This window comes from Kosakonia radicincitans DSM 16656 (genome assembly GCF_000280495.2).
Classification (GTDB): Bacteria; Pseudomonadota; Gammaproteobacteria; order Enterobacterales; family Enterobacteriaceae; genus Kosakonia; species Kosakonia radicincitans.
Genome location: NZ_CP018016.1, coordinates 4,991,834 through 5,007,394 on the forward strand (window position 1 = coordinate 4,991,834; position 15,561 = coordinate 5,007,394).

Consider the following 15,561-nt stretch of genomic DNA (forward strand, 5'->3'; position numbering starts at 1 on the left):
CCCAAACAGGTATACACATGTTCAACCAAAAGCCCTATGTGATCATCAGTCACGTTGTTAACGCGGCCGTGACAGAAGGTTTTATTCCCGCAGCGCAACGCCTGGGCTATTCGGTGATCCTGCTTACCGATCACGCGATGGCGCATAACAGCAAGGTGGATGACAGCGTTACGGTTATCGAATGCGAAGTGTTTAACCCACTGTCCATTCTCGACACGCTCACCGAATGGGGGATCACGCCTGCTGCGCTGTTCTCCAATAGCGATCACTTGCAAACGGCTACCGCTATTGCCGCCACTGCACTTGGTCTGCCCGCCAAGAACTGGCAAATTTGCTACGCCGCGAAAGAGAAATGGCGCATGCGCCAGCGCCTGAAAGCACTCGGGCAACCTTCAGTCTGGTCTGCTCAACTCCTTCCTGATGCATCACCGGCCGCGGACTGGCCGTGGCCAGTCGTGATCAAGCCAGGCCAGGGCGTGGCGTCTATGGATGTACGGCTTATTGAGGATCTCACGCGTTGCCAGCACTACCTTAACTCCCTGCCCGTCCGCCAGACATTGCTGGTTGAAGCGTTCATGCAAGGACCGCTGTTTACGCTGGAAACTCTCGGCGATGGCAATGAGCTGGTGGCAATTGGCGGTTTCGATGTCGAACTCTCCGCGCCGCCGCACTTTGTGGAGATGAGTGCGCGTTGGGCCGGTGAACATAGCACACGCTGGAAGCAGCAGGCGCTGGCGCAGTTGCGTGAGTTTGGCGTGGGGTTTGGCGCTTGCCACAGCGAATTTATCGTTACCGATAATGGCCCCGTCTTAGTTGAAATCAATTACCGCAGTATTGGCGATGGCCGCGAATTTCTGCTGGACCGCCTGCTGCCGGAGGGGTGGTTCACGCCGATCCTGCGCCTGCATCTTGGCGAACCGCTGCCGCCGATAAAAACGGAACAGGGTGAAGCACTCATCCACTATCTCGTCGCCGATCGCAGTGGCACTTTGCAGAGCGCACCTCAACCGCTCAGCGCGCCGGGTCTGCACTACCGTCCACTGAAATCCACTGGCGATCGCATCGAACTCACCCACTCGAATAAAGATTACCTCGGCGTGCTGTACCTTGAAGCCAGCGATGACACGCAGCTAAAACAGCTCACGAACCGCACTCTCGCCGCGCTAAAGTGGGAGATTGTCTGATGAATCAGCATGACTACATTACGCTGCGTATCATAAACGCCTGCCTGCGCGAAAACGTCAGTGGTTTGATAAGCCAGGGGCAGATTACACAGAATTCTCAGCATCAGTGGCTTACCTGGCAGTCGGCCAGTCAGACATTGCGCCTGCAGGTGGATGCCTGTGATTACATGCAGCCATGGCGGGCGGTATCCCCTGAATGGCAGATAAAAACCGCGCAAGGATGGCACTCGCAGTCTGGCTATGCTAACTGGCTGGCGGCGTTAATGCCGGATCAGCAACCGGAAACGCGAGAGCTCTTTGCTACCTATAAAGAGGAAGCCGACAGTGCCGTGGCACAAGGCGAACTCTGTGCCCTCGCTTTTACACAACAGCGCGCATCACTGTTACGTTCACCGCATGAAATGAACTGGGGCGAGCGCCTGCGTCATGCCGATCAACTGGCAAGCTTCCTTGATCATCCTTACTACCCGACTGCGCGCGCGAAATTTGGTTTTAGCGAAGCCGACCTGCGCCAGTACGCGCCAGAGTTTTGCCAGCCGTTTCGTCTGCGCTGGCTGGCTTTACCCCACCAACAATTAACCCTTACGGCACCGGAAGCCAGACCGGACTGGTGGCCATTGCCGTCACAGGTAGGCCTGGATCCACAGCACTTCGCCCGGCATGCATTGATCCCTGTGCATCCTCTTACGTTGAGCCAATTGCATGATCTTCCCGAAGGTGCGGTAATCGCGCCTGATGCCTGGCTCGATGTCTACCCCACCTTATCAGTACGTACCGTGCAGTTAGCGGACTACCCGGATCAACATCTCAAAGTGCCGCTCAGCATGCGCACACTGGGGCAGAAAAATATCCGCCTGATCAAACCCTCAACACTGTATGACGGCCAGTGGTTCGCTGAAGTGCTGACCATGCTGGGTGAACAGGACAACCTGCTGCGCGGCAAATATCGCCATGTCGATGAGCGTTTTTGTGGCCATGTTGCGGAGAATAAACAGTTAGCCTTTCTGTTGCGGCGCTACGCAGCGCCCCGCACCGGTGAAACGCTGTTACCGGTTGCGGCACTTGGCAGCAAACTGCCGGACGGTCGTTATTATCTCTCTTCTCTGCTTGAACAACCCGGTATGCCAGACGTCGCGGAGTGGTGGCGTGATTACTGCCAGTTGATGGCGGATGTTCACCTGACGCTGTGGTTACGCTACGGCATTGCCCTCGAATCCAATCAGCAGAATGCCGTGCTGAGCCTTACGCCAAATGAAGCCCTGACACTGGTGATGAAAGACAACGATGCGGCGCGCATTCTGCCTGAGCGTTTTAAAGCCGCCTGCCCGCACCTGGCAGAGCGCCTCATCACACTGCGCGATCCGCGCATTTGTGTGTCTGATGAAGCCGCGCTGGCACAGATGTTTATCACCATAACCCTGCAACTCTGCCTGGCAGCGGTGCTGGAAAGTCTGACCGCAGACGCACTGCTCGATCGTGAAGCGGGTTATCAAACGTTACGACATGCGCTTGAGCAGAGCCTGGCACGTCTGGAGAGTGAAGGCGTCGACACCGCCTTTGCACGACAGCAGTTGTTTGTCTCCCCCACGCAGCCAGTGAAATACCTGTTGCTGAGCGGCAGTCTGTTAAGCAAACAGGCGTCCGGCGCTGCAGATATCAACAAGTTCTACGGCCAGAGTGGGCCGAATTTCCTGCTGCGGGAAAAACGCTAATGCGCAGTACGTTGCAGGTGGTTCTGGCCTGCCACTTCCTGGCCGCGTTTACCGTACTTGGCGTACCGCTCTATCTGCCACGGCTGCTGGTTTCATTTGGCATCGCTGAACGCAGCCTGTGGGCAGGCGTGCTGTTCAGCCTGCCTTCAGTGATGACGGCAATTTCTGCCGCATGGTGGGGACGGTTTGCCGATCGCTACGGGCGGCGGTTGTCGCTGCAGCGGGCCTTGTTCGGGCTGACATGCGCATTTTTACTGGCCGGCGTATCGCCCTCGTTACCCTGGTTGATCGTCGCACTCGCGTTGCAGGGAATAGCGGGAGGAACCCTGGCTGCGGCGAATGGCTATCTTTCCACGCATCTGCGCGGTGAACAACTGGCGAAAGCCCTTAACTGGACGCAATCATCCGCCCGGTTGGCGCTGCTGAGCGCACCGCCACTAATAGGCGGGATCCTGATGTGGCTACCCGATATTGGGCAGCGTCTGTGGCTGGGGCTGGCAATGTTATCGCTGTGCGGCTTGCTGCTTAGCCTGCGGCTGCCCGCCGATCCGGCCATTGAGCCGACACACCGTGCAGTGCAGAACAACGGCATGCAATCCACGTTTCATTATCTGTGGGCGATGCAGTTCCTGTTCAACTTCGCCATGGTGGTGACGTTCCCCTACTTCCTGCCCTATGCCGCACACTGGCTACCTACGGAAGTGCTGATCGGTACGTTCTATAGCTGGCCGCATCTGATCTATCTGCTGCTTTTGCCACTCTGGCACCGTCTGGCGGGACGCAGCCTTTATTTTGTGCCAGGCATGGCGCTGATTGCGATAGCGGCATGGTGGCACAGCCAATTAACCGGAGCGTCATCGCTGCTGGCGGCTCGCACGCTGTTTGGTTGCGGCATGCTGCTGGCTTACAGCGGCGCCAATCAGATGCTAAGCGACACCATTCGCCAACACAGCGCCGGAAAACAGTTCGGGCAGATCGATGCCGCTGGCAAGTGGGCTGGCGTGGCTGCCGGTATTGGTGCTGGCTGGTTGGTTTCGCATGTGTCATTACAGGCGCCTTTCCTGGCTTCAGCGGCGGCGGCTTCTGGCGCCGTCTTACTCTTTGTTATTTCCCCTTTACGAGGATCAGGTTATGTCCGTATCACTCGCCGTTCGTGAAAACCCACTGCTGACAGTAAAAGTCACCCCGGAAAGGGAGCAGGCGGAATTTGCCGGGCTGACAGCACTGCTGAACTGCTATATTCGCGAATTCGCCCGCCCGGCGGGACGCGTTAAACAGGTGCGCCAGGGCAATATTCCGTTGTCGTTAGCCAGCCGTATGGTTTCGGGCAAAGTGATTTTGCTGCAAATGGGAGAGGATGGCAGCACGTTACTCGCCATCCGGGCTACCCGCTGGAGTTTATTGGATCGCGGCGACTTTATCGGTACTCCGTTTGTGAAAGAGTTTGGTCGCCCGTGGCGGGCCGTCCGTTGTAGTGAAGCAATGGCGCTGCTGGTCAATGATATGGTGCGGCAGACCGGACAATTACCCGATGTAGAACTGCTGGATCAGATTGAAAACAGCATCCAGGTGACTGCCTCTTTCCTGCAGCATCTGCCAAAGCAGGCCAGCGAGCATAGCTACATCCACAGCGAAGAGCGTCTGCTTTGGGGTCATCCGATGCATCCGAGCCCGAAAAGCCGTCAGGGTGTGACGCCAGAGGCGCTACTGGCTTGCTCGCCCGAAGTCGCAGCGCGCTTCCCGCTGTTCTGGTTCCGCATTCATCCCTCGCTGTTACAGGTTCGGGGCAGTGCGCCAGTTAAGGCAATGCTGGATAAGCTCCATGGCGAGCACTGCTATCCTTGCCATCCATGGGAGGTTCGCCACATCATGCAGTCGCCGCTTTATGCGCGTGCCGTTAGCCGTGGGCTCATCACGCCGCTTGGGCTTACGGGTGCAGAATTCGCGGCGACATCATCGGTGCGTACGTTGTATCGCGCCGATCTGCCCTATTACCTTAAATGCTCCATTCATGTGCGGCTCACCAACTGTGTCCGCAAGAATGCCTGGTATGAACTGGAAAGCGCAGTTGCGCTGAATACGCTACTTGAGGAACGTTTTGCGCGCCTGGAAAGCACGGTGCCTGGCTTTCACATCATGCGCGAACCAGCCGCCAGCAGCCTTGATTTCTCCGCGCTGGCGCAAGCAGACGAAGCGGAAGAAGTGCGCCATTTACAAGAGTGTTTCGGCATTCTTTATCGTGAGAATCTCACCGATCAACAGCCCTGGCTGGCGGCATCGCTGTTTGCACTCGACCACCAGGGCCACAGCCCGCTTCACCTGCAAATTCAGCAGTTGAGCGCCGCGCAGGGGCTTTCTCTACAGCAGGCGAATTTATTGTGGCTCGACAGGTATCTTTCGGTGCTACTCCCTGGTGTGCTGGAGGCGTTCTTCACGGAAGGAATGGTGTTTGAGCCACACCTGCAAAACGTTCTGGTTTCCATTGAAAATCATCTGCCGACGCAACTGTGGGTACGCGATCTGGAAGGCACAAAACTCACCACCGAGCGCTGGTCAGCCTCCGATTTGGCGATGATGTCCGGACGTGCCAGAGAGTCCGTCTGGTACAGCCGTGAACAGGGCTGGCGTCGCGTCGCCTATTGCCTGCTGATCAATCACCTGTCGGAAGTGCTGTTCCGCCTCGCCGATGACGATCAGGTAATGGAACAGCAATTGTGGGATTTACTGGCGGCGCAACTTGGCCGTTGGCGGCATCAGCCGGAAATCGCTGCGATCCTCGAAGGCGGCGCTATCCCGTCAAAAAACAATCTGAAAACCCGCCTGCTGCGCAAAGCGGATAAACACGCGGATTACACCCTGCTGCAACACCCAATGAGGAGCGCGCAATGACGCCGAAAGTCAGAGAGGCGCTGCAACAGTTGCAGCAACAGCGCTCAGAGCCGTTTTGCGCTTATGTGTATGATCTCGTTGCACTACGCCAGCATATCCGCAGCATGTGTCATGCATTGCCAGCAGGTTGTGAACTGTTTTACGCCGCAAAGGCGAATCCTGAAGCCCCCATACTTCGTACATTATGCGAATACGTTGATGGCTTTGAAGCGGCATCCGGTGGCGAACTCAACTGGTTACGTGAGCAGGTGGCTGGCAAGCCGCTGATTTTCGGCGGCCCCGGCAAGCTGCAGAGTGAACTGCGCCAGGCGGTGCAGCTCGGCGTGGACGTTTTACACGTGGAGAGTTTAACCGAGCTGCGTCGTTTACAGGCTATCGCGCTTGATGAGAATCGAACGGTCTCCGTACTGTTGCGGATGAACATTGCGCTGGAGGGGATCGGCGGTACGCGTCTGATGATGGGAGGCAAACCGACGCCTTTTGGTCTCGATGAGCATGATCTGCCCGCGGCATTACGCGAAATCGCCAGCTCTCCGCAAATCAATCTGCGCGGTTTTCACTTCCATCTGATGTCTCACCAACTGGATGTGGATAACCATCTGGCGTTGATCCGTCTGTATCTGGACAAGGTTCGCAGCTGGTGCGATCGCTGGTCGCTGAACATTGACTTGATTAACGTCGGTGGTGGTATCGGTATTAACTACCTTGAACCGCAGCATCACTTTGACTGGACATCTTTTTGCCAGCGCCTGCCAGACGTGACGCAATTCAGCCAGGCGCAAGGCTGGACGCTGCGCTTTGAGTGTGGTCGTTTCATTGCCGCTGCCTGCGGTTATTACGTCATGGAAGTGCTGGACGTCAAAAAGAATCTCGGCGAATGGTTTGCGATTGGTCACGGGGGAACGCACCATTTTCGCACCCCGGCGGCGCAAAGCCATAACCACCCGTTCAGCATATTGCGACGCGAACAAAATGCTGAATGGATAAAAGATGAGCGTGTGACGCTGGTCGGGCAACTCTGTACGCCAAAAGATGTACTGGCGCGCCAGCAGCCCGTTGCCGCGCTGGCACCGGGTGACTGGCTGGTGTTCAGCCTGGCGGGCGCTTACGCCTGGAACATATCGCACCAGAACTTCCTGATGCATTCCCCACCTGAGTTTATTTGGCTCGAAAACTGAAGAAAACGGTTTACCTTCTGACACGACAGGCGGCCCGCTGAAAAAGAGTCAGGCCGCCCTTATTTTAGCGATGGCAGTGTTGAGAGGGCGATGATGAACGTTAAGCCTCTTGCTGCAATGCTCCTGCGACGGGAGTGATTTCAGCAAGCAGCCAGCGTTCAAAATCCGCTAATGCCGCTTCATTCATTCCGGTTTCCGTCGGCTTGATCAAACAGAATGTTTTGCTCAGGCTGGCGGATTCTGGCCAGGGTGAAACAAGCAGACCGCGCCTCAATTCATTTTCGATATACATACGCGGCACCAGTGCCACGCCTTGCCCCGCCATAACGGCAGCGATGGCCATTTCATGCAGGTCGTAGCGCACTCCCAGCCCTGGATTATCCAGGTTTATCTGACTTTCGCGGGCATAGAGATGCCACGCGTCCGGATTCTGCCGTCGGTGAATCCGTGGCAGAGCGTTTAACTGTTCCTCAACGTCACCTTGCACCAGCAGCGCGGGGTGGCACACCGGAACCAGCTTTTCCTGAAACAGAAACTGCATGCGCATGCCGGTCCATGCGGGATGTTCAAAATGGATCACAGCGTCAAAGCCACTTCCGCTCAGAATAAAAGGGTCGGTACTGGCCGCAATATTTAACGTTATGTCCGGATGCAATGATCTGAAGCTGCCCAGGCGCGGGATCAGCCATCGGCTGGTAAAGGTCGGCAGGACGGCAATATCCAGACTCTTATTCCCCTCTGGCAAGCCCATGATGTATTGGGTATCCCTTTCGAGCCGCGCCAGCGTTTCGTGGACATGACGCGCATAGCGTGCGCCTGCGGGATTAAGCTTTACGCGGCTTCCCGTACGGTCGAACAGCCTGCAGTTCAGCAACGATTCAAGGCGTGCAATCTGACGGCTAATAGCCCCTTCCGTCAGGGAGAGTTCTTCTGCGGCGCGGGCAAAACTGCCGTGCCTTGCGGCGGCATCAAAAGCCTGCAGAGAAGTGCTGCTGGGTATTTTTCTGCGCATAAAAGAGCCTTTCCTCTGTGCTGATAACGCCATCCAGTGAGTTAATATCACTGAACAATGAAATATTGTCGATTTTCAGGCCGGAATACACCTTATAGCATGATCAAAAGTCATTAAGCGGATTATTCGTTGTCCGCTGTTTATCATGCGGAGGCAGGACAATGTTGTATATCGTGGAATGCTCATATACCGATCCCCAAAGCGAGGGAGAATGGAATGCATTTTACAGCCTGGAAAAATTACCAGCGCTGGTCTCTGTGAATGGGTTCCGTACTTCTCAGCGCTTTCGCGCCGTAAACCCCGGCTGCCCGGCTTATCTCGCCCTTCACACCGTAAAAGATGCAGAGGTACTCAGCAGTGATGATTATCGGCGCAAAGGGGGCGGTAATTTCTCCCGTTGGCAGGCATATATCACTGACTGGCATCGTAATCTGTATGCATGCGCAGCACCGGCTACGGCCGTCTCGTCAGATGAAATTCTGCTTCTCAGCGCGCAGCCGATAAGCGCTTTAGCCACAGCGCTGGGGAACCCGGCGATGGAAATGCACGCGGCAGGGCTGGAACGATCCCCGGAACATCGCGTTGCCTGGGTTCTGCCACGTGAAAACGCCTTGCCGCTGGCGGAGGTGCCCGGCGTATATCTTTACGAACCGCTGACATCGCAGCTGCAATGTCCTGTTGAGCGCCACCAGCAGGGGAGCCATTAAATCATGCCTAATCTGACGTTTTACCTTTCGGAAGAACACGCTGACAGGTATACCGATCTTCCCGATTTTACCCGCACCTGTAGCGCCCTCTGCACTGACATTCTCGCCGCAGAGCCGGACAACGTGCATATCATATTTGTCACGGTAAAGCCGGGATGCGGGCATCCGGTCTATGCCGAGCTCTTTTATCGGCTGACACCCAGGCGCACGCAGGAAGTGATGGAAAACTTTATGCGTGAACTGGATCTCGCCACGCAGCAGGCCTGGGGGCTAATGGCGCGTATTCGCTGCTTTGGCTCCCCTGCTCCGTACCCGTACGCCAAAAACTAATCCTGAGGTATGTATGAACCCACTTACCTTTCCATCACGCCAGATTGGCGATTTTCAGGTCACGGCGGTGAGTGATGGCAATATGTCCGCCAGCCTGGAGTTACTGTCAGGTATTGCCACAGAGGATGCCGCATTCATTCAGCATCGCGCCGGAATTGCTGAACCCGGTAATATCCATATCAACGGCTATCTCATTCGCGGGCGGGGGCGAACCATCCTGGTTGATGCCGGTACCGGAGGGCTGAACAACGCGGGCGGGCAGCTTAAAGCCAACCTCGTAGCCATCGGAATCAGCCACAACGACGTGGACACCGTGTTATTAACGCACTGTCATCCTGACCATATTGGCGGCCTGCTTGATGCGGAAAAACAACCGGTCTTTCAACATGCGGAACTTCTGCTGCATCATCGCGAAGCGGACTACTGGCGGGATGATGAAAAACGAAAAATAGCCAGCGAACGCGGCCAACGTAATTTCATGCTGGCGCGCCAGACGTTAGAGGCTTATGCACGGAACGTCCGCTTTTTTAGCGAGGGCACCATAACAGAGGGCATTTCTGCGGTATGGCTACCGGGCCACACGCCAGGGCATACCGGGTTTCGCATTGACTCGGAGGAAAAAAGCTTACTTATCTGGGGAGATATCGTCCATTACCCGCATATTCAGACGGCACAACCGGCGGTGAGCATTCTGTTTGATGCCGATCCCGCGTTGGCCGAAGCAACCCGCAAAAAAGTTCTGGCGCAAGCCGTCCGGGAAAAACTGCTTATTGCGGGCATGCACCTGGGCCAGGCTGGGTTTGCGACCGTTTCCAGGGCCGATACGGGATACCGCCTTTCCTGCTCATGAGGATTCCGCTCCTCAGCGCCCAGCTCTTTAATCGCCTGGCGCAGGCGCAATGTCCTGCACCAGGCGTCATCAGTAAGAGAAGGGGGAATGCTGCTGTGCCTCTTTCAGCCAAAGCCCGGCATCTTCACCCGCTGCGGTGTATAGCGGCGCATTTGCATCGTGAGCAATGGCGAAAATGGCCTTCGCGACATCATCAGCATGCGTCACGGGTGAGTTGCTCTCGCCCACCATCTGGATAAATTCCTTCACCATTTGTCCGTAGGCGGGATCGTCCATCCCGGCAAAATGCGCGCGCGCATTCTCGCCAAACTTCGTTTCCGGAGAGCGCCCCGGTAATACGACATGAACACGAATACCAAAAGGCCTGACCTCAATGGACAAAGACTCGCTCCATGCATTCAACGCCGCTTTACTGGCGCGATAAAGCCCAATCATCGGCATCGCTTTAGTCGTCACGGACGAAGAGACATTGATGATGACGCCTGATTTTGCCTCTCTCATCAGCGGCAGAAACGCCTGCGTTAATGACAATGTTCCCAGGACATTGGTGTTCATTAATTGCTGCGCGGTGGCAAAAGAGGTGAGTTCGACCGGTACAGGCGCGCCAAAACCTGCATTATTCACCAGTACATCAATCGCGCCCGCTTCTTTCACCACATGGCTAATGCTCTGCGCGGAAGTAATATCGAGCGGCAAAATCGTCAGTTTGTCGCTTTCCGGCAAACAGGTCGGGTCAGGCGTTCTCATCGTGGCAATCACTTCCCAGCCCTGGTGTAAAAAAAGTTTTGCGGCGGCAAGGCCAAAGCCTGAAGAACAACCGGTAATCAGTACAGTAGGCATATTTGATCCTCTTTCATGGCAAGAACAGTGATCATAGCCGCCGCTATCCGGACAATATATAATCAAAAGTCCCGCAAACTTTAGAGATCGTCCAATGTCAGATCCGTTGACCGATATCGTTGCCCTGCTCAATCCCAAACCTTCGCATTCAAAACTCGTTGAGGGGCGCGGAGAGTGGCGTATTGTTCGGGAGTCTGGCGGAGAGGCTTTTTACTGCGCCGTGCTGGAAGGCGAATGCCTGATTAATGTGAACGGGCAAGGACCAAAGTTACTTGTTGCCGGTGATTTTATTCTGATACCCGCCGCTTACTCTTTCGAGAACACCAATGCGGGCAGATGCAGCCCCACGGAAATCACGATGCCTACAATAATCAGCGAAGGGCACGTGAGAATTGGCGCAGCAAGCGGGCCAGCCGATCTGGTCATGCATGTCGGCCATTGTGAATTCGATACCCCGGATAAACAACTCATCGTCTCTTTACTGCCAAACGAGATCCTGATTAAAGGACAGCGACGTTTCGTCACCTTGCTTGAACTTCTCCGTGAGGAAAGCCGGGCCAGGCGACCCGGCCGTGACGTGGTATTAATGCATCTTTTACAACTGCTGTTAGTGGAATCGTTACGCAGTAATCCTGAACTGCCGAAAGCGGCGGGCATTCTGAAGGGGCTGCAACATGAAAAGATCGCCGTCGCGCTGCATCTCATGCATGAAAAACCGGGGGATGAGTGGCAAATCGCGCAACTCGCCCGCCACGCCGCAATGTCCCGCTCCGCTTTTTTCGCCGCTTTCAATGAGACTGTCGGCATGCCGCCAGGGCAATATCTTCTCTTCTGGCGCATGTCGTTAGCGAAAAAAGCGCTGGTGAGCAGCAAAGAGAAAATCGAACAGATTGCCTTTCGCATCGGCTATCAGTCAGCGAGCGCCTTTAACGTGGCCTTCACGCAATATGTGGGCGTTCCGCCGGGCGTATTCAGGCGTCAGAATGGGGCCGCTCAAACGCATGAGCCTGCGTTGAATGAGGATCGGGCTTTTCCATAAGCCTGCGCCGCACGTAAGCCAGGACAGTAGTCGGGGGCTTCTCGCGAGATAACCGACAAATTTACAGACCCAGCTCCGACAGACCCGGATGATCATCCGGACGACGCCCCAGCGGCCAGTGGAATTTGCGTTCACTTTCTTTAATCGGCATATCATTGACACACGCGTAGCGGTGATGCATCAGCCCATCTTCACCAAATTCCCAGTTTTCGTTGCCGTAAGAACGGAACCAGTTACCGGAGTCATCGCGCCACTCATAAGCGTACCGGACAGCGATACGGTCACCGTCAAACGCCCACAACTCCTTGATGAGACGGTACTCCAGCTCTTTTTTCCACTTACGCTCAAGGAATGCTTTAGCTTCTTCACGATTATTGGCGAACTCGGCGCGGTTACGCCATTTGGTATCCAGTGAGTACGCCAGGGATACTTTTTCGGCATCGCGGCTGTTCCAGCCATCTTCGGCGAGCCGGACTTTCTCAATCGCCGACTCGCGAGTGAAAGGCGGAAGTGGTGGGCGAGTTTGTGTAGCGGGCATGGTGAAGCCTCCTGTAAAAATGGATATATCAGTAGAAACAGTTTTTGATACTCAGGCCTTAAGAAGAGGCCTGTTCCAGCAATAGTTTCGCAACGTCCCTTGCACTGTCGGCGGCGCTACAATCGCCCATCACATAGGACATGGTGATAGCGCCCTCGATCAGAATCAGCAGCTGTCTGGCCAGAACGGCCGGTTGCTCAATGTTTAATTGCTCAGTGAGTTCCAGCGTGTAATCGAGCAATTTTTGTTTATGCAGTTTTGCTATCTGGCGAACGGGGTCTGCCGGGTCCCCCACTTCTCCGGCGGTGTTGATAAATGCGCAGCCCCGAAAGCCTTCTGACTCAAACCAGCCCCTGAGCACCGTGAACATATTCAAAATGCGTTGCTGGGGAGTTGCGCCTTTATCAGATTCCGTTCTGAACCACTGCATCCAGCGTTCATCACGTTCATTCAACGCGGCGGCTGCCACGTCATCTTTGGTCGCGAAATAGCGATAAATACTTTTCCTTGCCACGCCTGAGGTTTTGACCAGAAGGTCCATGCCGGTGGCATGAATTCCATTCCGATAGATCAATTGCTCAGCAGTGGTCAGGATTTTTTCTCGGGTTTCGGTCGTTTTCTTGTTCATGCGATGATGGTAGAACGATCGTTCTCCCTGGTCAACAATTATCTTAAAGAGAATGGTCAAAATGAAAAATGCAGTCCGTATGTATTAACGGACTGCATTTTTATGAATGGAACGTATCGCGTTGCGATAAAACGCAGAAAACGGTTCATCATGTTATCGATACCGCGCAGGATAAAAGGCGCAGGGGCTATAAGTTCCAGCCCCTGCTTATTCCTCTTCGCCGTTACCGGTGTTCACTCAGGGCGGAAATATCCTGTGGGGTAGTCCGGCAGCATCCGCCAATCAGTCTTGCGCCAGCCTCTAACCACTGGGGCAAATGTGCCGCTAAGGATCCGCAGGTATCGCCGTGCACATGCCACGCCTTGGTGACTGCGTCGTAAGTTTCCCCGGAGTTAGGGTAGACCACCAGCGGCAGCGCACTGAGGCTTTGCAGATGTTTGAGTGCGGCGGTTGTTTTGCTCAGCGCAATACAATTAATCCCCAGCGCGACGATTTGCGGATAAGCAGACAGCGCGTTCACCACTTCAGCCAGCGGCGTACCATCGCTTAAGTGCTTGTCGTCACGTAAGGTAAATGAGAACCACGCCTGCACATCGGGATATTCAGACAGCAGGTCAGCCAGTGCTTTTATTTCAGCGAAGGAAGGTAACGTTTCGCAGGCCAGCAGATCGGCACCGGCATTGAGCAACGCTTCAATCCGCGGGCGATGAAATACCTGAAACGCCTCGTGGCTACGCACATAGTCGCCGCGATACTCAGAGCCATCGGCCAGATAAGCGCCGTATGGCCCAACAGAACCCGCCACCAGCAGCGGACCGGCGTTGGGGTTTTCTGCGCGATAAATTTCACTCGCTTCTTTTGCCAGCTTCACACTCTGTTCAATCAGCGCTTTCGACTGCGCCTCCGTCAGACCGCGTGCCGCAAAGCCTGCGGGCGTGGCCTGGTAACTGGCGGTAATGGCTATCTGTGCGCCCGCGCGGAAGTAATCCAGATGCACATCCCGAATGATTTGTGGATTTTCCATTAATACTTTGGCGGACCAGAGATTATCGGCAAGGTTGCATCCGCGCGCTTCAAGCTCGGTAGCCAGTGCACCATCAAGCACGACAAAGGGATGACGTTCAAGCAGCGCGGCAAGGGAGTTAATCTGCGGCATAGTCCGCCTCCTTCAATTTGGTTTTGTGGGTAAGAAAATAGGCACCGTAGCAAAGGGCGACAAACGGCAGACCGCAATAGAGCGCAATGCGCTGCTCCGGATCGAACGCCAGCCCAATGCAGGCCATCAGACACAGCACGAATCCAAGTACGGGAACCAGCGGATACCAGGGTGCGCGGTATTGTAACGCCGCAGACGGCTTGCCCGACTGTAAGTGGCGGCGGCGAAAGACAAAGTGGGCCGCACAGATGCTGAGCCAGACAGCCACGACGGCAAAACCAGAAATGGCGCTAAGCGCAACGAACACCGTATCAGGGGCAATCACGCTGGATAACAGCGCCAGCAGGCCGCCGATCATCGAGACAGAAAGGGCTATCAACGGCACGCCATGCTTATTGACGCGGGCAAAACAGCCCGGCAACGTTTTTTCGTTTGCCAGTGACCAGAGCATGCGACCCGAAGCATAAAGCCCGGAATTCGCCGCTGAAAGGATAGCGGTCAGAATGACGAAGTTAAAAATATCCGCCGCATACGGAATGCCTATTTTTTCAAAAACCAGTACAAACGGGCTCTTCTCAACCCCCGCCACATTTGCCGGAATCAGCGCGGCAAGGACAAAAACGGTGCCGATAAAAAACAGGATTAACCGGGCAATAGTGGCGCGGATCGCGACCGGGATAGCGTGGTGCGGATTTTCCGTTTCGCCCGCCGCAATACCGATAAGCTCCGTCCCGGAAAAAGCAAAATTGACCGCCACCATGGTCATCAGAATCGGCAAACCGCCGTGCGGGAACCAGCCTTCGCTGGTGAGGTTAGAAAGCCCCGGCGACGGTGAACCATCCTTCATCGGGATAAACCCGAAAATCACCCCGCAGCCGAGAATGATAAAGACGACGATGGTCGCGACTTTAACGAGCGAGAACCAGAACTCCCCTTCAGCAAAGAAGCGCGTTGAAATCGCGTTAAGACAAAAAATCACCACACAAAACAGGGCGCTCCATATCCAGACCGGAACATGTGGGAACCAGTACTGCATACAGAACCCGGCGGCGGTAAAGCTCGACCCCAGAGCGACTGTCCAGGTAAGCCAGTACAACCATGCCACGGTATACCCTGTCGCCGGGCCAATATAGCGCGCCGCGTAAACATGAAAAGCGCCCGTGACCGGCATCGCCACGGAAAGCTCACCAAGACACTGCATAACCAGCCAGACGACCAGCGCCCCAATCAAATATGCCAGCAGAGTACCTGCCGCGCCGGTGGTAGAGATGATGTATCCGGTATTAAAAAATAACCCTGTGCCAATGACGCCGCCTAATGAAAGCATGATCAAATGGCGCGTTTTCATGGTGCGCTTAAGCTCTCCATTCTCTTGTTGTGCGTGCATATCACCTTCTAAACGTATAGATGTCTAAATGTCCATGTCCGGGTTATTTATATCTTTATTGTTAACAAAAGGCCAGCATTAGGCTGACATCTGGCTGGGTTGGGCTGGGAA

15 protein-coding genes are annotated in these 15,561 nt (G+C 55.1%); 9 read left to right on the plus strand and 6 right to left on the minus strand.

Annotated elements, in window-relative coordinates; translation table 11 throughout:
* Window positions 1-17: 17 nt before the first annotated feature.
* The 5 genes from Y71_RS23925 to Y71_RS23945 are packed head-to-tail and all read left to right on the plus strand — an operon-like array spanning window position 18 to window position 6,963.
* Window positions 18-1,184 carry a siderophore biosynthesis protein PvsA gene (locus tag Y71_RS23925; RefSeq protein WP_007372899.1) on the plus strand — a complete coding sequence of 389 codons (1,167 nt, stop codon included), beginning with the start codon at window positions 18-20 and terminating at the stop codon, window positions 1,182-1,184.
* Window positions 1,184-2,896 (plus strand): IucA/IucC family protein, encoded by a 1,713-nt coding sequence (locus tag Y71_RS23930; RefSeq protein ID WP_007372898.1) that lies wholly within the window; start codon window positions 1,184-1,186, stop codon window positions 2,894-2,896. The genes Y71_RS23925 and Y71_RS23930 overlap by 1 nt, the downstream gene beginning before the upstream one ends.
* A complete protein-coding gene (locus tag Y71_RS23935; RefSeq protein ID WP_007372897.1) occupies window positions 2,896-4,053 on the plus strand; it encodes an MFS transporter in 1,158 nt (385 codons plus the stop codon). The genes Y71_RS23930 and Y71_RS23935 overlap by 1 nt, the downstream gene beginning before the upstream one ends.
* Window positions 4,028-5,785, plus strand: a complete 1,758-nt coding sequence (locus Y71_RS23940; RefSeq protein WP_007372896.1) for an IucA/IucC family protein — start codon at window positions 4,028-4,030, stop codon at window positions 5,783-5,785. The genes Y71_RS23935 and Y71_RS23940 overlap by 26 nt, the downstream gene beginning before the upstream one ends.
* Window positions 5,782-6,963: a type III PLP-dependent enzyme gene (locus Y71_RS23945; protein WP_007372895.1), complete on the plus strand. Its 1,182-nt coding sequence runs from the start codon at window positions 5,782-5,784 to the stop codon at window positions 6,961-6,963. Before Y71_RS23940 ends, Y71_RS23945 begins: the two co-directional genes overlap by 4 nt.
* Window positions 6,964-7,063: 100 nt before the next feature.
* On the opposite strand, the gene Y71_RS23950 is transcribed toward Y71_RS23945, so the two are convergent.
* Entirely contained in the window at window positions 7,064-7,975 is a 912-nt protein-coding gene (locus Y71_RS23950) for a LysR substrate-binding domain-containing protein (RefSeq protein ID WP_007372894.1), read from the minus strand.
* Window positions 7,976-8,136: 161 nt separating this feature from the next.
* On the opposite strand from Y71_RS23950, the gene Y71_RS23955 reads away from it, so the two are divergent.
* Genes Y71_RS23955 through Y71_RS23965 form a run of 3 tightly spaced genes read left to right on the plus strand, consistent with a single transcriptional unit; the run spans window position 8,137 to window position 9,862 of the window.
* Window positions 8,137-8,682 (plus strand): hypothetical protein, encoded by a 546-nt coding sequence (locus tag Y71_RS23955; RefSeq protein WP_007372892.1) that lies wholly within the window; start codon window positions 8,137-8,139, stop codon window positions 8,680-8,682.
* Window positions 8,683-8,685: 3 nt separating this feature from the next.
* On the plus strand, window positions 8,686-9,012 hold the full coding sequence (locus Y71_RS23960; protein WP_007372891.1) for a hypothetical protein: 327 nt from the start codon (window positions 8,686-8,688) through the stop codon (window positions 9,010-9,012).
* 13 nt (window positions 9,013-9,025) lie between these two features.
* Window positions 9,026-9,862: an MBL fold metallo-hydrolase gene (locus Y71_RS23965; protein WP_007372890.1), complete on the plus strand. Its 837-nt coding sequence runs from the start codon at window positions 9,026-9,028 to the stop codon at window positions 9,860-9,862.
* A 69-nt stretch (window positions 9,863-9,931) separates the two neighbouring features.
* Here the strand turns inward: Y71_RS23965 and Y71_RS23970 are convergent, their stop codons facing one another.
* Window positions 9,932-10,702, minus strand: coding sequence for an SDR family oxidoreductase (locus Y71_RS23970; protein WP_007372889.1), 771 nt, complete (start codon window positions 10,700-10,702; stop codon window positions 9,932-9,934).
* 94 nt (window positions 10,703-10,796) lie between these two features.
* Between Y71_RS23970 and Y71_RS23975 the strand changes: the two genes are divergently transcribed.
* Window positions 10,797-11,741, plus strand: a complete 945-nt coding sequence (locus Y71_RS23975) for an AraC family transcriptional regulator (RefSeq protein ID WP_035943069.1) — start codon at window positions 10,797-10,799, stop codon at window positions 11,739-11,741.
* 61 nt (window positions 11,742-11,802) lie between these two features.
* Here Y71_RS23975 and Y71_RS23980 read toward each other — a convergent pair whose 3' ends face one another.
* From Y71_RS23980 to mmuP, 4 genes are all read right to left on the minus strand, one after another.
* Window positions 11,803-12,279, minus strand: coding sequence for a nuclear transport factor 2 family protein (locus tag Y71_RS23980; RefSeq protein ID WP_007372887.1), 477 nt, complete (start codon window positions 12,277-12,279; stop codon window positions 11,803-11,805).
* Window positions 12,280-12,337: 58 nt separating this feature from the next.
* On the minus strand, window positions 12,338-12,907 hold the full coding sequence (locus Y71_RS23985) for a TetR/AcrR family transcriptional regulator (protein ID WP_007372886.1): 570 nt from the start codon (window positions 12,905-12,907) through the stop codon (window positions 12,338-12,340).
* A 223-nt stretch (window positions 12,908-13,130) separates the two neighbouring features.
* Entirely contained in the window at window positions 13,131-14,063 is a 933-nt protein-coding gene (gene mmuM, locus Y71_RS23990) for a homocysteine S-methyltransferase (RefSeq protein ID WP_007372885.1), read from the minus strand.
* A complete protein-coding gene (mmuP, locus tag Y71_RS23995; RefSeq protein WP_007372884.1) occupies window positions 14,050-15,450 on the minus strand; it encodes an S-methylmethionine permease in 1,401 nt (466 codons plus the stop codon). The genes mmuM and mmuP overlap by 14 nt, the downstream gene beginning before the upstream one ends.
* Between the last annotated feature and the right edge of the window lie 111 nt (window positions 15,451-15,561).

Excerpts from the sequence above, each read along its gene's own strand:
- Y71_RS23985 (WP_007372886.1), bottom strand. The coding sequence starts at position 12,907 with ATGAACAAGAAAACGACCGAAACCCGAGAAAAAATCCTGACCACTGCT.
- Y71_RS23975 (WP_035943069.1), top strand. The coding sequence starts at position 10,797 with ATGTCAGATCCGTTGACCGATATCGTTGCCCTGCTCAATCCCAAACCT.
- Y71_RS23970 (WP_007372889.1), bottom strand. The coding sequence starts at position 10,702 with ATGCCTACTGTACTGATTACCGGTTGTTCTTCAGGCTTTGGCCTTGCC.
- Y71_RS23980 (WP_007372887.1), bottom strand. The coding sequence starts at position 12,279 with ATGCCCGCTACACAAACTCGCCCACCACTTCCGCCTTTCACTCGCGAG.
- Y71_RS23945 (WP_007372895.1), top strand. The coding sequence starts at position 5,782 with ATGACGCCGAAAGTCAGAGAGGCGCTGCAACAGTTGCAGCAACAGCGC.
- Y71_RS23935 (WP_007372897.1), top strand. The coding sequence starts at position 2,896 with ATGCGCAGTACGTTGCAGGTGGTTCTGGCCTGCCACTTCCTGGCCGCG.
- Y71_RS23960 (WP_007372891.1), top strand. The coding sequence starts at position 8,686 with ATGCCTAATCTGACGTTTTACCTTTCGGAAGAACACGCTGACAGGTAT.
- mmuM (WP_007372885.1), bottom strand. The coding sequence starts at position 14,063 with ATGCCGCAGATTAACTCCCTTGCCGCGCTGCTTGAACGTCATCCCTTT.
- Y71_RS23930 (WP_007372898.1), top strand. The coding sequence starts at position 1,184 with ATGAATCAGCATGACTACATTACGCTGCGTATCATAAACGCCTGCCTG.
- Y71_RS23955 (WP_007372892.1), top strand. The coding sequence starts at position 8,137 with ATGTTGTATATCGTGGAATGCTCATATACCGATCCCCAAAGCGAGGGA.
- Y71_RS23965 (WP_007372890.1), top strand. The coding sequence starts at position 9,026 with ATGAACCCACTTACCTTTCCATCACGCCAGATTGGCGATTTTCAGGTC.
- Y71_RS23925 (WP_007372899.1), top strand. The coding sequence starts at position 18 with ATGTTCAACCAAAAGCCCTATGTGATCATCAGTCACGTTGTTAACGCG.
- mmuP (WP_007372884.1), bottom strand. The coding sequence starts at position 15,450 with ATGCACGCACAACAAGAGAATGGAGAGCTTAAGCGCACCATGAAAACG.
- Y71_RS23950 (WP_007372894.1), bottom strand. The coding sequence starts at position 7,975 with ATGCGCAGAAAAATACCCAGCAGCACTTCTCTGCAGGCTTTTGATGCC.
- Y71_RS23940 (WP_007372896.1), top strand. The coding sequence starts at position 4,028 with ATGTCCGTATCACTCGCCGTTCGTGAAAACCCACTGCTGACAGTAAAA.